At 67.8% G+C, this 17,534-nt stretch carries 1 protein-coding gene (only partly in view); it reads left to right on the top strand.

Annotated elements, in window-relative coordinates:
- Nucleotides 1-17,534 carry the beginning of an LEPR-XLL domain-containing protein gene (locus LXT13_RS01185; protein ID WP_233369772.1) on the top strand. It continues 19,279 nt past the right edge of the window, so 17,534 of the gene's 36,813 nt are visible here — the first part of the coding sequence; it begins with the start codon at nucleotides 1-3; its stop codon lies beyond the right edge, outside the window.

Here is a 17,534-nt window from a genome sequence, read left to right on the forward strand (position 1 = left end):
GTGAGTTCGCTGGCTCGTCTGGCCCGCGCGATGCGGGATGCTTACCGTCTTGAGGCGCTTGAGCCTCGAGTGCTGCTGTCGGCCGACCCGGTGCTCGGCGCGGCCCACGCCGTCGTCATGCAGCCCGCGGACCCGCACCTCCACGCGCTGGACGGTGCCTACGACCCGAGCGATGCGCTCGCCCATCACCCCGGCCAGGTGCCGCATGCCAGCCTGCCCGACGGCTGGCAGCACTGGTCGCCGACGACGGCGCAGCCGCCTTCGTCGAACGACAGTCATGCCTTCGCGGTCGATGCGCGGGCCTTCGATGCCACCCATGCGAAAGCGGCGTCGGGCTTCATGGCCAGTACCTTGCAGGTGTCGCTGGACCAGGCCGCTAACGATACCGGCACGCTGAACCTCAGCGCTAGTGGGCCGACGATGAAGGCGCTGGCGGTCACTACGCCGGCATCGACGTCCATCACTTCGACGACACAGCCATCGCTCTCGCCCGGCGGCACGCTGGAGGTGGAGATCGACAGCAGCGGGGCTGTCGATTTCATCGAAGTGACCGGCCAGGCCTCGCTGGGCGGCACGCTCAAGGTGACGCTGCTGCCGGGCGCTTCGCCCACGGACGGCCAGACCTTCACCTTTCTGAAGTACGGCAGCGTCGATGGTGCGTTCGCTGCCGGCCAGGGCCTGGTGAGCGTCGAGAACGGCCTGTACTTCGAACTGCAGGACGACACCGCGGCGCACGAACTCAAGCTCGTGGCCCACCGGCTGGATGCGCCGAGCAGCTTCGCCGTCAACCTGCTGTACGCGGCAGCAGGCCCGAGCGCGGCCTCGTTTGCCGACCGGGCGGGCGAATGGTTCAACGCGGGTTATTTCACGACGACGCTGCCGATCAGCTTCACCGGCTCGCTGGACCTGGGCCAGGGCGTCAAGCTGTCGGGCACGCTCGCAGCGTCGTACACGCACAACCTCCAGCTGGTCGATGGCACCGGCACTCACACCTACGACGCCTGGCAGATCGGCATAGACAACGGCAGCGGCTACATCGGCCTCGACGCGGCCGATGTCAGCAAGCCGGGCGTCACGTTCAGTCAGGTCGATGCCGCCCTGCTCATCCTTGACGGTCAGGGGGCCGACTCGGCCGGCTGGCTGCTGGCCAAGGGCGCTGCCGATGGCATCAGCCTGCAGGGCGTCAATGGCCTGACGCTGACGGCCAGTAACCTGGCACTGGACTTCAGCCTCGGCCTGGGCCAGCTCAACGGGCAGGCCAACCACGCCGGCATCAACCTGTCCGCTCAGGCGCAGAGCCTCGCGGTCGATGGCAGCCACACGTTCACTTTCAACGGGGACGGCCAGCTGGGTGATTTCGCGTCGATGAGCGGCAGCGCCCAGTTTGCCTACGGTCCGGTCACGCTGAACGGCAGCGTCGGCTTGGCCGTGTCGGCCGGCTCGCTGGCCGCCGTGGGCAGCGACATCACGGCGCGTCTAGACATCGGCAGCTTCTCTGCCGGTGTGGATCACGCCGGCTTCGGCGCGCTGATGACCTCCGGTGGCGGCCTCGTGCTGGAAGCCAGTGGCGGCTTCCACCTGACCGGCGGTGGCTTCGCCAACGTGGGTGCGGATTCCGCATTGCTGCAGCTCAACCTCAGCGGCACCGACCAGACCGGCCGTGTGCTGACCGCGGGTGGCCTCAGCCACACCTTCGGGGCGATGCCGACGAGCAGCACGCCCACCGTCGAGCTCAAGGGCTTGTCGGCCAACGTGGGCGACACCTTCAGCCTCGGTGGCAATTACACGTTCGGTCGCGACAGCAACACCGGCGCGATGGACATCCTGGCCAGCAACGCCAGCATCCAGCTCGTGGCCGGCAGCTTCAAGGCGGGCGTCAGCGCTGCCACGGTCGCCATCGCGATGAAGCTGGACGGCAGTGGCATCGATGTCGTCGAGGCCAGCGGTTCGCCGTTCCTGCAACTCGGCAGCGACGTGTCGGCCACGGCGGCGTCTGTCGGGCTGCGCTTAAATGCGTCGGGCGCAGATGCCAGCGGCCACACGCTCGCAGTGGGCAACAGCAGCCACACCTTTGGCGCCGGGCTCGTTGCCGGGCTGCAGGAAGTGAGCCTCGCCGACGCCAGCCTCACCATCGGCGACTTCTTCCACGCCGGTGGGAACCTGGCCTTCGAGCGCAGCGCCGGCACCGTGCTGCTGGCGGCAGACAACACGACGACGCCGGGCATCGACGAGGCGACGGCCGGCGTGCTGGTCGACCGCTTCCTGCTCGGTGCGCATGGCTTGTCGGTCGATGCCGGCATCCCGGGCGGCCCTGGCCTGGCGCTGGCAGGCGTCGATTTCGCGCTGGCGCTGATGAGCGCCCGCAGCGACCCGAGCCGCCACTGGACCAGCCTGCAGGCCAGCGGCAACTCCGTCAGCTTCTCCGGCCTGTCGGACGTGTCCTTGAGCGGTAGCGGGCTGTTCGTCAACATCAACCAGGCCAGCAATGCCAGCGATGCGGTCGTCGACTACGGCACCACGCGCACCGTGCTCGCCGTGCCTACCGGCGCTGGCAGCGTCACGCTGACCATGGCCGGCTCGCGCGGCCGGCTGCTGGAGGCCGGCGGCACGCTGACCTTCGACCTCTACGACTTCGTCCGCCTGACCGGCAGCCTCACGGTCACGCGCAGCGACCAGGACGTGACGCTGGCCGGCGGCGAGCAGGTGCAGACCCGCATGCTGACCGTGGGCGCCACGGGCGTTAGCGGCTTCGCTGGCATGAATGCCGGCCAGCCTGAGGCCACGGGGCTGGAACTCAGCGGCGTGGAGGTCGCGCTGGCGCTGTACGCCGACCGCAACGACGCCACCCGCAGCTGGACCAGTCTTCAGGCCAATGCCACGTCGGTCAATTTCGTCGGGATTCCCGATGTCACGCTGTCGGGCAGCAACCTCGCGGTCAGCCTGAACCAGGCCGGCCGGTTGAACGACAAGGTGGTGGACTACGTCGCCACCTCGCTGACCGTGCCGACCGGCAGCAGCGGCGGCATCACGCTGGACATGGCCGGCAGCGCAGGCGAACTGCTCAAGGCCAGCGGCACGCTGACGCTGGGGCTGTTCGACTTCTTCCGCGCGACCGGCAGCCTGGCCATCGAGCGCCGCAACGCCGAACTGCTTCTGGCCGACGGTCACACGGTGAGCACGCAGCTGCTGGCCATCGGCGGCAACGACATCTCCGGCTTCGCAGGCAACGCCGGAAGCTCGCCGGATCGCGTCGGCCTGGAGCTGAACCACCTTAGCTTCGCGCTCGCCCTGCAGCGCAGCGGCTCGCGCAACTGGACGACGCTGGGTGCCACGGCGGGCAGCGTGGACTTTGTCGGCATTACCGGTCTCGAGCTGGGCGGCAGCAACCTCGCGGTCGTGATAAACCAGGCTGATGTCCTGGCCGACCCGGTCGCCGACTACGCGACCAACGAGCTCGACGTCGCCACCAGCGCCAGCACCTCCCGGAAACTGGACATCGCCGGCAGCGAGGGGCGCTTGCTCAGGGCCAGCGGCAGCCTGTCGCTGGATGCCTTCGGCTTCGTGCAGCTCAATGGCGGCTTCACGATCGAGAGCAAGGACTCGACGCTGGTACTGGCCGACGGCAACAACGTCACGACGCGCCTGCTCACCGTGGCTGGCGCGGGCATCGGCGGTTTTGCAGGCAACAACGGCAACTCGCCGGACCGCGTCGGCCTGACTCTGACCGGTGCCGAGTTCGGCCTGGCGCTGCAAACCAGCCAGGGCGATCCTTCGCGCAGCTGGACCACGCTGCAGGCCAGCGTCGACAGCGTTGCCCTGGTGGGCATCAATGGCCTGACGCTGGCCGGCAATCAGCTCGCGCTGCGGGTGAACCAGACGAAGCGCCCGGGCGATGTGGTGGCCAACTACGCGGCGCAGAACCTCGTCATCGCCACCGCGCCGGGCAACACGCTGACGCTGGACATGAGCGGCAGCGAAGGCCGTGCCCTGCGGGCCAGTGGCACGCTGGCGCTAGACGCCTTCGGCTTCGTCCAGCTGGCCGGCAGTTTCGAGGTCGAGAGCAAGGACGCGACGCTCAAGCTGGCCGACAACAGCATCGTCAACACACGGTTGCTGACGATCGGCGGCACCGGCATCAGCGGGTTCGCCGGCAATAACGGCGGTACGCCCGACAAGCTGGGCTTCGACCTGACAGGGGCCGACTTCGCGTTGGCCCTGCAGTCGTCGCTCGATGCGACCGCGCGGAGCTGGACCACGCTGCAGGCCACCGTTGCGAGCGTCGGCCTGGTCGGCGTCAGCGGCCTGACGCTCTCCGGCACCAACCTGTCGCTGGAGCTGAATCAGGCCCGTCAGCCGACCGACCCTGTCGCCAACTACGCCGCGCAGAACCTGCTCGTCGCCAACGGCACGACCTCGCCCCGCACGCTGAACCTGTCGGGCGCCGACGGTCCGTTGCTGCGGGCCCGGGGGCACCTGGCGCTGGACGCCTTCGGCTTCGTGCAGCTTGATGGCGGCTTCACCGTCGAAAGCAAGGATTCCACGGTCCGCCTCGCCGACGGCTCCAGCGTTCAGACGCGCCTGCTGACGGTCGGTGGCTCCGGCATCAGCGGCTTCGCCGGCAACAACGGCAACTCGCCCGACCGCGTCGGCCTCACGCTGACGAACGCCGAGTTCGCCCTCGCGCTCCAGTCCGGCCGGGTGGACAAGGCCCACAGCTGGACGAGCCTGCAGGCCAACGTCGGCAGCGTCGCGCTGGTGGGCATTAGTGGGCTGTCGCTGTCCGGTAGCAACCTGGCGCTCAAGCTCAACCAGGCCAAGATCGCGACCGATCTGGTGGCGAGCTACGCCGAGCAGAACCTCGTCGTCGCCACGGCGCCTGGCGATTCGCTGACGCTGGACTTCTCCGGCAGTGATGGCCGCGTGCTGAAGGCCAGCGGCGTGCTCGGCCTCGACGCCTTCGGCTTCGTGCAGCTCGGCGGCAGCTTCGTCATCGAAAGCAAGGACTCGACGCTGGTCCTCGCGGATGCCGACCACACCATCGTGCAGACACGCCTGCTGACCGTGGGCGGTACGGGCATCAGCGGTTTTGCCGGCAACCCGGGCAGCGTCGGCTTCGACCTCACGGGTGCTGAGTTCGCATTGGCGCTCCAGAGCAGCACCGCGGCACAGGCGCGCAGCTGGACGACGCTGCAGGCCAGCGTGGGCAGCGTCGGGCTGGTCGGCATCGATGGCCTTACGCTGCGCGGCAACCAGCTCGGCATCCAGGTCAATCGGGCGAAGCAGCCGGGCGACGTGGTGGCCGACTACGCAGCCCAGACTCTGGCCGTGGCTACCGGCACCGGCGCAGACGACAGCCTGACGCTCGACATCGCCGGCAGCGAGGGCACTCTCCTCAAGGCCAAGGGCAACCTGCAGCTGGATGCCTTCGGCTTCCTGCAGGCCACGGGTGACTTCGCCATCGAGCGCAAGGACTCGTCGGTCGTGCTGGCCGGTGGCGGGCCGGCGATCGACACCCGCCTGCTGACGGTGGGCGGCTCAGGCATCGACGGCTTCGTGGGCGCCGCCGGTGGCGTCGGCCTTTCGCTGAAGAACCTCACGTTTGCGCTGGCGTTGCAGACCAGCGTCGACGACGCCACCCGCAGCTGGACGACGCTGCAGGCCACGGCAGGCAGGGTCGGCCTCGTCGGCCTGGACGGTTTCACGCTCAGGGGCGACAGCCTGGCTCTGCGCATCAACCAGGCGAAACAGCTGAACGACCCCGTGGTGGACTACGCGGCGCGGAAGCTCGACGTCACCACCGGCACCGGCACCGGCACCGGCAACACGCTGACGCTGGACCTGGATGGCAGCGAAGGCAAGGTGCTCAAGGCCAGCGGCACGCTGACGCTGGATGCCTTCGGCTTCGTCCAGGTCCATGGCGACTTTGCCGTGGAGCAGCGCGACCAGGCCGTTACGCTGTCCGCCGCGACCAATGCGCAAGGCGTGGAAACCGCCGCGGCGAGCACCGTCAATGCCCGGCTGCTGACGCTTGGCGCCAACGACGTGCGGGTGTTCGCCGGCATCAACGGCGGCACGGACGATCAAGTCGGCCTGGAGCTGACCGGCGCGAGTTTCGGCCTGGCGCTCATCACGGAGCAAGGCGGCGCAGCGCGGAAGTGGAGCACGCTCGAAGCCACTGCCGCGCAGGTCGGCCTCGTGGGCATGCCCGAGGGCCTGACGGTCCAGGCCAACGACATCAAGGTCCAGATCAACCGGGCCTCGCAGGTCGTGCAGGCGGGTGCCAAGCCGGCGGTCGTCGATTACGCAGGCGGCGCGACCGCCATGACCGTGGCGACCGGCCCGGCCAGCGGCATCACGTTCGACATGCCCGGCGCGGACGGCCCGATGCTGCAGGCCTCTGGCACGCTGACGCTGGACGCCTTCGGCTTCGTGCAGGTGCATGGCGGCTTCGCGGTCGAGAAGCGCAGCACCACGCTCACGCTGGCCGCCACGCGCACACAGCCCGCGCAGAGCATTGCCGTCGACGTGCTGAGCTTCGGCCTGGACGACGTGACGATCTTCGCGGGCGTCAACGGCGGCACGGGCGATGCCGCGGGCCTGGAGATCAGCCATGTCGACCTCGCGCTGGCGCTGGTCAGCGCGCAAGCCGAACCGGGCCGCAAGTGGACGGCGCTGCAGGCCAATGCAAGCGCGGCGGGCTTCGTGGGCCTGTCGGACCTGCTGCCCACGGTGCGCAACCTCACCGTGGAACTCAACCAGGCAAGCCGGCCGAACGACCGCGTCATCGACTTCGCTGCCGAGCCGCTGACGGTGCTGGTCGGCCCGGGCCAGACGGTGGACATCACGCTGGACGGCGGTGCCGGCGAGCTGGTGCGCGTCGAGGGCGACATCACGCTGCAGCTGTTCGACTTCGCCTACCTCTCCGGTCGCATCGGTTTTGAGAAGTACAGCCCCACCGCGCCGATCACGCTGGCCACCGCCGCCGGCCTGACGCAGCAGGTGACGACCACGTCGATGCTGGCCATCACTGGCCAGGGTGTCAGCGTGTTCGTCGGTTATGCCGACGGCGGCTTCGACACCAGCAAGACGCCCGACCAGCAGGCCAGCCGTCTCTACGGCTTCGGCGTCAGCAGCGCGGACTTTGGCCTGCTCATCGCCAAGGCCGGCGGCCAGTCCTACACGGCGGCCAAGGCCAATCTGGCGCATGTCGCGCTGTACGGCTTCGACCCGGCCGACTTCGAGCTGAGCGCCAGCGACCTGCAGCTGCAGATCAACCGCGCCGACGCCAACGGCCGCAGCATCGACTTCGTCCGCAGCTTTGGTGCGGGTGGCCTCGCGTTGGGTTCGACTGGCGTGATTGCACTGGATTTCCGGGGTGGCGACCGCATCGGCGTCTACGCCCGCGAGGCGGTGCTCAAGGTCTCGGACTTCCTGTACTTCCGCGGCGCCATCGGCTTCCAGAAGGCCGACTACGGCAACACGCTGCGCGCCGGCAACAGCGCGCTGCCGGTGCTGGGCGCCAAGGGCTTCTCCATCGCCGGCAGCGACATCGACGCCTTCGTCGGCTATGCGGACGGCGGCATCGACGAGACGAAGTCGTTCGCCGACCAGGCCGGCAGCCTGTACGGCTTCGGCATACAGGGCCTGAGCTTCGGCTTCCTGAGCGTGCGCGACCAGGGCGGCAAGACTTACCGCGCACTGCGGGCCGATGCGAGCAACGTGTCGATCTACGGAATCGACCCTCAGGACTTCACGCTGTCCGCCACGGACGTCCACATCGAATACAACAGCGCGTCGCCAGGTCTGGGCGGCGCCATCACGCCGCTGAACTTCGCCGGCAACCGCGCGCTGGACCTGCCCACCGGCGCCGACCCGGTCACGTTGAACTTCTCCGGCGAGCGGCTGATGCTGTCGGCCGCGCAGGCGACGCTGGCCATTTCGGATTTCGTCCTCATCCAGGGCAGCTTTGCGTTCCAGAAGGCCAGCTTCACCGGCCTGCGCAACACGCTGGGTCTGCCGCTGACGAACGCTCGCGGCTTCACCGTCGGTGCCAGCAACGTCGACGTGTTCGTCGGTTACGCCGATGGCGGCCTGGACCGCACGAAGCGCTTCCAGGATCAGACCAGCCAGCTCTACGGCATCGGTGTGCAGGGCGTCGACCTGGGCCTGTTTATGGCCAGCGCCGGCGGCGTGAAGTACACGGCGCTGAAGGCTCATGCCGACGACATCGGCGTCTACGGCATCGACCCCAAGGACTTCGAGCTGTCGGCCAAGGGTGTCGACATCGAGCTGAACACGGCCAGCGGTGCGGCGCGGCCCATCGATTTCAAGGCCGGCGGCAGCGCCGGCTTCAGCGTGCCGACGGGCGGCGAAGCCGTCATGCTGGACATGACCGGCAACGTCATCGGCGCCAGCCTGACCGATGCGCGGCTGACCATCAGCGAGTTCGTTCATATCGACGGCAACTTTGCGTTCCGCAAGGGCGACGACGTGGCGCTGACCGTCAAGGCGCCGCTCGGCGCCAGCATCGCCGACGTGAAGATGCGCGCCATCGAGATCGGCGCGAGTGACGTGCATGCCTTCGTCGGCGTGGGCGGGGATGCGAGCAACCCCAACGCCATCGGCTTCACGGTCGATGACTTCGACTTCGCGCTGGGGCTGTACAGGGCGTTGCCGGACATCCTCAACCCAGCGGCCAACATCGTCGCCGGCACCAAGTTCACGGCGCTGAAGGCATCGGCCCAGCGCATCAGCTTCGTCGGTTTCGACCAGTTCATCGAGTTCTCGCTGAATGACGCCATCGTCGACGTCAACACCAGCAGCAACCCGCTGTACGTCGCCGACTTCGCGGCCAACGGCGGCCACGCCATCGCCACCGGCGGGTCGCCCATCACGCTGGATGCGGGCAACCGCGTGGTCAGCGCCACAGTCGGCCAGGCCAAGGCCAGCGTGGCCGGCATCGTGAGCCTGTCGGGCGGCTTCACGTTCCAGAAGCTCAGTGTCGACGACGTCAACTTCAATGCCGTCGGGCTGAACGTGTCCATCCCGGCCGACGTGCTGGTTGTGGCCGGCAAGAACGTCAATGCCTTCGCCGGCATCAACGGGCCGTACCGGCGCGATACCAACGGCGACGGCGTCATCGACGGCAACGACACGCCCAACGGGGACGCCATTGGCTTCGCCATCGACCAGCTCGACTTTGCGCTGGCGATGCTCACGCCGAGCCTGGGCGCCGGCGTCTCACTGCCGGGCAAGTTCTACGCCTTCACGGCGCATGCGGGCCTGGCCGGTCTGGTGGGCACCGACCCGTACCTGACGTTGCAGGCCACGGACGTGAACCTCGGCTTCAACGGCGCCTTCCTCGGCAAGTACCCGGTGCCGAGCGCCTATGTCGACTTCAGCAAGCTTCCCGGCGGCGGCCTGAGCATCCCCATCGGCAGCGACCCGCAGGCCTTCAAGATCGGTTTCGACAGCAACTCGCTGCGCATCGGCATGACGGCCACGCTGGGGGTGTTCGACCTGTTCTCGGTCACCACCAGCTTCGACTTCGACTTCGAACTGCCGTCCACCGGCCTGCTGATCCCCACGATCAGCCTGAAGAAGCTCACCAGCTTCCTGCCGGACAAGCTGCCGGGCTTCGACTTCCTCGATGGCGCGCTGGGCTTCCTAAAGAACCTGGAGCTCTCCATTGGCTGGGACCCGAGCCTGGGCCTGACGTTGTTCGGTTCGGTCGAGCTGCCGAACCTCAACATCAACATCGCCAACTTCGTCCACATCCACGGCGACTTCAAGCTGAACCTGGGCGAGACTTTCACGGCGGACATGTACACCGGCCTGCCGGCTGAGCTGTCGCTGATCGAGAACCTGCTGCCCTCGGGCATGACGCAGCAGATCCTCAACGGCCTGAAGGCCATCGGCGGGCTGTCGAGCGACTACTCGCGGCTGTCCAACGTCACGTTCAAGGGCTTGAGCTTCGGCGCGTCCGACGTCGACGTGTTCATCGGTGTCGGCAATCCGGACTTCTCCAGGCCACTGTCCAGCCAGGACGGCCTGATCGGCTTCGGCCTACAGGATGTGGATCTGGGCCTGGGCGTCTTCAAGGCAGACCTGCCGGCATTCTTCAACGCGCAAAACTTCCTGTCGCTCCAATTGCATGCGCAGGAGATCGGTACCTACGGCTTCGGCAACGTGCTGACGATCCGCGCGACCGACGTGACGATCGAGGTGCAGAACGGCGGCAAGCTGTTCGGCGGCGTCATGCGGTCGACGGCGGATTACTCCAGCATCCACACGGTGGATGCCGGCGGCGTGAGCCGCACCGGCTATGAGATCAAGACCGGCGGCACGCCGGTGCGCCTGACGCTCAAGGGCAACGACCTGATCGGCATCGATATCGGCCTGGCCGAGATCGCCGTGGCCGACTTCCTGTTCCTGCGCGGCTCTCTGGCTTTCCGCCAGGGCGACGTGTACACGGTCGCCATCGACGCCGGTGGCCTGAAGCCGCTGCTGCAGAGCGCCGGCGTTCTGGGCGCGGACGGCAGCTTCCCGCTGCAGGTCTCGGCGATGACGCTGGGCGGCTCGCATCTGACCGGCTTCGCCGGCGTCGGCGGCCCGTACCGTTACGGGGACGACGCCAACAACGACGGCTTGCCCGACAAGATCAACGACAACGCGGTCGGCGTCGCGCTGGACGATGTCGACTTCGGTCTGGCGATGATGACGCCGGCCATCGGCAAGTTCATCCCCGGCCTGGAGCAGTACACGCCCCGCTTCATCACGGCCAAGGCCGCGGTGGGCTACGCCGGCCTCGTGGGCATCGACCGCAACCTGCTGGACGTGCGGGCCGAGGATGTCGAAGTCAACATCAACACGTTCTACGTGCCGAGCATCCCGGCGCCGGTGCAGGCCGCCATACAGCTCTTCGGCCCGCCGGCCATCAACTACCAGCTCAGTCCGTCGTTCAGGGACTATACCGAGGACAAGAACGGCAACGGCCGACTCGACGCCGGCGAGGACAGCAACCGCGACGGCAAGCTCAACGCGCACGGCTTCGCGCTGCCCGCGGGCGGCGGCAACACCGTCTTCGTCGACTTCACGAGCGATCTCGTCCAGGCCAAGGTCGGCTATGCGTCGATCAACCTCGCCGGCTTCGTGCAGATCTCGGCGTCGATGGCGTTCACGAAGCGCGGCTCCGAGACGGTCACGCTCGATACCGGCGAAGAGACGACGGTCACGACGCTGGCCATCGGCATCAACGACGGATTCGGCTTCATCGGCGTCGGCGGCTACTGGCGCGACACCGATGGCGATGGTCGCATCACGGCGGCCGACAGCCCCGACACGTCGGCGGTGGGTTTCGCCATCAACGACCTGGACGTGGGGCTCATCGTCGCCAAGGAACTGGTCATCACGACGCAGGGCGCCTCGGTGGGTGTCTACCTGGCCGCGCAGGCCAAGGTCACCAGCATCGGCCTCGTCGGCGTCCCGGACGTGACCTTCCACGCGCAGGACCTGCACCTGGAGCTCAACACCGGCGTGCGCATCCAGATCGGCACGTCGGACTTCACGAAGGACACCTCCGGCGCCGTGACGCTGGGGGGCGGCGTCAGCCTCACCGGCGCCTTCACCGTCATCGACTTCTCGCGTTCCACCTGGACGGACAGCCAGCAGGTCGTCCACCCCGGCTACGGCATCGAGACCGGCAACCCTGACCACCCGATCGTGCTGCTCTACAACGAGCAGTTCCTGCGCCTGTCCGGCCAGGCGGAGATGGACGTGTTCGGGCTGGTCAACATGAAGGGCGTGTTCGACGTCCGCGCCAGTGCCAGTCAGGGCATCTCCGTCTTCGTCGACGTGCAGGCGCGCGTCGGCCCAAGCAGTGCGCCGCTGTTCACGACGCATGCCACTGGCCTGCTCGTCATCCGCGATGGCATCGCCATGCGGCTGCAGCTGTCCAGCGGGCTGGACCTTGGCCCCGTCGCCAAGATCCACGCCGAGCTGGAGCTGACGATGAACAGCTTCGGCCACGAGATCGTCTACGAGGTGCCGGACGAGTTCCTCGACAAGGTCGACTTCCCGGTCTACACGATCCCGGCCACGCCGCCCGGCAAGCCCAACTGGACGGGCCCGTACATGGCCCTCACCGGGCGGGGCTCGCTGGACCTGCTCGATGGCCTGCTCGACCTGCGCGGTGACTTCAGCGTCATCATCTCCACCAGTGGCGTGGAGCTGGCCGTCACGGCAACGCTGGACCTGCCGGTGCTGCAGCCACTGCAGGTCACCGGCACGCTGGGCATCGTCGCCGGCGGCATCTACGGCAGCCTGGAGGTCGGCGGCAGCGGGACGGACAGCAAGATCATCGACGGCGGTGGCGTCTTCGACGTCACCGGCCGCTTCCTGCTGCAAATCAACACGACATCGCAGACCCAGCAAGTCCGCGGGCGCGACGCGAACGGCAACGTGTTCGATGCCCAGGGCCAACCGGTCATCGTCAATGTCGCGCCGAACCTGCTGCGCCTGTCGGGCTCGGCCGGCATCCACGTCGGACCGATCACGCTGTCCGGCGCGATGGACCTGCTCATCGACAGCCACGGCCTGCAGGCCAGCGGCAACGTCACGCTGGACCTGGGCGACTTCGGCGAGATGGCGTTCGCGCTCGACGCCGCCTTCGGCACCGACGCCAGCAACTCGCCGTTCTTCGCGCTGCGGGTCGACACCCATATGTCCTTCGGCGTGTCGGTGCTGAACATCAACGCCGCCGCCACGCTGCAGATCAACACCAGCGGCAGCGCCTACACGACGTTGTCCGGCCACACCATCGCCGGCAACACGATGTTCGACCTGACGCTCAGCGGCTCGATGAAGCTGCTGGCCTTCGATATCGACTTCGGCGGCCGCATCAGCATCGTCGACAGCATCTTCAAGCTGGAATACAGCGGCCACCTGAACTTCTTCAACGCGCTGCAGGTCAACGTCGGTGGCTTCGTGTCCAGCGACGGCCAGTGGGAGGTCCACGGCAACGCCGAGATCGACATCCACCTGGGGCCGTTGCACTTCAACGCCGGCATGAGCGTGGCACTCTCCAGCCGGCCGCGCTTCTTCGCCGAGGCGCACGGCTCGCTGGACTTCGAGATCGACCTCGGCATCTTCGGCAGCATCGACTTCACGATCGCCGGCTTCGATGCGCAGATCGACATCACGCCCGCTGCGGCCTACGTGGCGGCGCGCGTGCGGGTCATGGGCATCAGCGTTGGCGGCAGCTACAAGTGGAGCTTCGGCGCGCCGCCGGATATCAGCCACCTGGCTGCCGACGGTACGCTGTACCTGCATGCCGGCGATGCCTCCGGCCGCTACGGTGGCGGCACGTTGTACGACGACATCACGAACGAGGCGTTCAACGTCGAGCAGAGCGGTGGCAACATCGTCGTCCGCTCGCTGGGCGAGACCGAGACCTATGCCGCCGGCAGCGTCAAGCGCATCGTCTTCAATGGTGGCAAGGGCAACGACACGCTGTACGTCGGCTCGGGCGTTGCAGCGCTGCTGGATGTGGATGGCGGCATCGGCAACGACGCCTTCGTCATTCTTGGTGGCGCGGCTGGCAGCGTGGTGCGCGGCGGCGCGGGCAAGGACGAGTTCGCCGGCGGCAGCGAGAGCGGCGTCATCTTCCAGGGCGGAGACGGCGACGACAAGTTCGTCGGCGGCGATGGTGCCGAAATCATCGACATGGGCGCGGGCAATAACCGCGTCTGGGGCAACGGTGGCAACGACGTCATCTATGTCGGCAGCGGCGAGAACAAGGTCGATGGCGGCGAGGGCGACGACGTCGTCTACATCGGCACCGGCGGCGGCAAGCTCACGCTGGACGGCGGTGCGGGGCGTGACCGCCTGCTCGTCGCGCCCTTCACCAGCAACGCGCCGCTGCAGCTGAAGGACCACGAGCTGCTGATTGCCGCATCCGCCGGCAGCCGCGACATCGTCTTCAACGACAGCGTCGAGCGCATCGAGCTCAGCGACCAGAACGCCACGTCCACCGTGTTGTCCAACCCGGATGGCGCGTCCTGGGGCCGCAGCGGGCTGATCCTGGACACGGCCGGCGTGCTGGACGTGACCGGCGCCCGCATCGTCGCGCCAGAGGGCTTGTTCAGCCTCAGTGCTGCCGGCATCAGCGGCGTGCTGAACACCGAGCTTGCCGAGATCGCCGTCGTCAACCGCGGCACGGCGGGCGGTGCGAGCGCCGACATCGTCATCCATGAGGCGGACGACCTGCGCATCGTTACCGATGGCCGCGCGAACGGCGGTGTCGCCGCGTTGACCGGTGCGGTCACCATCGACGTGTCCGGGCGTGAGGCGCTGTTGACCCACGTGTCCGGCCAGATCAGCGCCGGCAACGGCCACGGCATCACGCTGATTGCCGACGATATCGACCTGGCTGCAGGCAACAACACCGTGCGTGCCGCCGGTGCGCTCGTCATCCGCACGCATGACGTGCACCAGAACTACGCCATCGGCGGAGCGGCGCAAACCCGCTTCGGCTGGGACCAGTCCGTCGACCGTGGCCGTTCCGGGGAGATGGAGCTCGGCATGCGCGACCTGTCCGCGCTGGCCGACGGCTTCGCTTCCATCAACATCGGGCACCGCGAACCCGGCGTGCTGATGCGCCTGGGTGACGCGAAGGACGCCAGCATCGGCGACTTCACGTTCTCCGCACGGTTCGACGACATCGTCACGCTGCAGGCTGATCGCATTAACGTGCAGGGTGACGTGCAGGCCTCGCAGGCGCTGACGTTGAACACGCGTCTGCTCGAAGTGCAGCGCCAGAACATCAACGCGCCGCTGGGCTCGCCGGACTCCGGCCTGACGGCCCCGACGCTGACGCTGACCGTCGACGAGCAGGCGGTCGTGTCTGGCTGGCTGCGCGCCGAGACGCGCCTGGACCTGCTGGTGCTGGGCACCAGCGGCGTGAACGCGATGAGCGCCTATGGCGATGGCGCCAACAGCATCACCACCGACAAGGGCAGCGAGATCAGCGTCGCGCGCGCCGATGGGCGCCTGACGCTGCAAGGCAGCAAATCCATCTACAACGCCGGCCTCGTCGTCGTGCGCGGCGAGCGGGGCGTGCTGACGATGACGGCTGGCACCGGCCTGGTGGTCACGGAGGGCGGCACCATCCAGGGATCGCTTGCGAACGACCAGCTCGTGCTGAATGCCGTCGACAAGGTCCATCTGTTGTCTGGCAGCGCTGTGCTGGCCGGCGCCACCTTCACCGGCACCACGCCGCAGCTGAGCGGTGCGGGCGCCACGCTGGCCGTCCATACGCCGGGCGAGTTGCTGATCGGCGGGTCCTTCACCTCCGCCAGCAGTGCCGTGCTGGACGTGGGCGAGATGCATAGCAGCTTCGCCGAGTACTTTGATGCGTTGCCAGGCAAGACGCTTGCCAGCACGGCGGACGCGGCGACGGTCGACGCCATCTTGGCCGGCCTGCGGGCTGGCAACCTGCCCGCTGCGCTCGTCTCGCTGATGAGCCAGCTGCCGTTGACCGGCAGCACCGGCGTCGTGCCGGTCGGGGCCTTCAGCGCCTTTGCCGACCTGACCATCGAGGCCCAGGCCGCCATCGCCGGAAGTCTCGGCTATGCGATGTACGCGCACGGCGCGTTCTGGAACGCGGCGACCAACGCGCTGCACGAGGCACTCGACGGCGGCTACGCGGTGGCCTACGACGCCAATGCTGTGGCGTGGGGCGCGGCCGGTGCACCGGTTGCGGGAACGCCATTCGATCAGCTCAGCGCCGCACAGAAGGCGGCCGTAGCCACGTCGCTGGGCTATGCCACCTACACCGGCCAGGTCTTCTTCAAGGCCGATGCGCCCGCCGGCCAGCAACTGCGCACCGGCTTCCTGCAAGGCGTCACGGCCGACTACGACAACGGCCAGATCGACTGGACCGGAGCCGGCGTGCCCGTGCCCGCGGGAGACCCGGCGTTCTCGCAGCTCAGCGCCGCACAGCGTCTCGTGGTGGCCAACCAGATTGGCTACCGCTTCGACTACGGTGCCATTCCGGCCAGCGACTGGACAAACGTCACCATCGACTACGCCAGCGTGCCGATCTCGAAGTGGATCGAGTCGTACAGCGGCAACCTGGCCACCGAGATCACGGCAGCCCAATGGGGCGCCGCGGGCAAGCCCGACAGCGGCACGCCATATTCATTGCTGACAAGCGCCCAGCAGGCGGTGGTCGACAGCATCATCCATTTCGCACCCGACGCCGGCACCACGTACGCCAGCCTCACGCCCGATCAGCGCGTTGTCGTCGACTCGTTGGTGCAACCCAACGAAGAGACGGCGTTCAAGGACCTCAGTGCCAGCCAGCAGGCCGTGGTGCTCGCCTACATCGAGCGCACGGAGGCGGCATCTCATAAGCAGGTCAGCTTCTTCAACTATGACGCCGCGCCAGGCCGAAAGTTGTTGTCGAGCTTCGCCGAGGGCCCGGTCACCGACTATCGCAACGACAACATCTACTGGGGCAGCGCTGGCGCGCCCGCTGCGAATGCGCGTTTTGAAGATCTGAGCGCCGCGCAGCGCAGCGTCGTCGCGCATGCGCTGGGCTACACCGAGTCCGATGGCGGCTTCTTCAAGGCCGATGCCGCGCAGGGTCTGCAGCTGGTGCATGGCTTCAGCGAGGGAGGCGCCGACTTCGACGTGTCCACGATCGACTGGGGTGGTGTCGCCAAGCCGTCCGCCAGCGCCACCTTCGAGGACTTGACGCCGCAGCAGGCGCAGAAGGTGCTCGACGCCCTGGGCTATGCAAAGGTCGACCGCGAAGTCTTCGTGCACCTGGAGGCCGGTGCGTCGCCGCGCGTGACGGACGGCTTCAGCGCTGGTGCCGACTACACGGATGCGGCCATCAACTGGGGCAGCGTGCCTGCGCCGCTCGCCAACACGCCGTTCGACCAGCTCACGGTGGCCCAGCAGGACCGCGTGCTCGGGTCGCTGGGCTACATCCGCTGGGACGGCCCGGTCTATTTCAGCGCCAATGCCGCGGCGGATGCGCACTACCGCATCAGCTTCATGGCGGGCGCCGACTACAACGTCAACACGATCCAGTGGTCCGCCGTCGACGTGCCTGCGGCCGGCAGCAGCTTCGACAGCCTGACCATCGACCAGCAGGCCCGCGTGCTCGCCCAGACCGGTTATGTCCACTATCTCGACAACCAGCCGGTGTTCTACAAGGCCGATGCGGCCGACGGCCTGAAGCTGCGCACGAGCTTCACGCTGGGTGTGGACTACGCCGAGCCGGCCGCAGACAGCAGCAGCGCCACGCGCTGGCTGGTGCAGGACAACCAGGGGCACCAATACGTCGCCTACGCGTATGACGGCGATGGCGACGGCCATGTCGACGAGATCCGTGTGCTGGAGCCGCACCCGCTGTTCGGCCAGCGCGGTGCCGGCTTCCTGTTGACCGGTACGGTTACGACCTTGCAGGACAACGCCGACTTCGTCGTGCGCACGCACGACGACATCATCGTCCAGGGCAACATCAA

Origin of the sequence: Pelomonas cellulosilytica (assembly GCF_021353265.1) — a bacterium.
GTDB lineage: Bacteria > Pseudomonadota > Gammaproteobacteria > Burkholderiales > Burkholderiaceae_C > Pelomonas > Pelomonas cellulosilytica.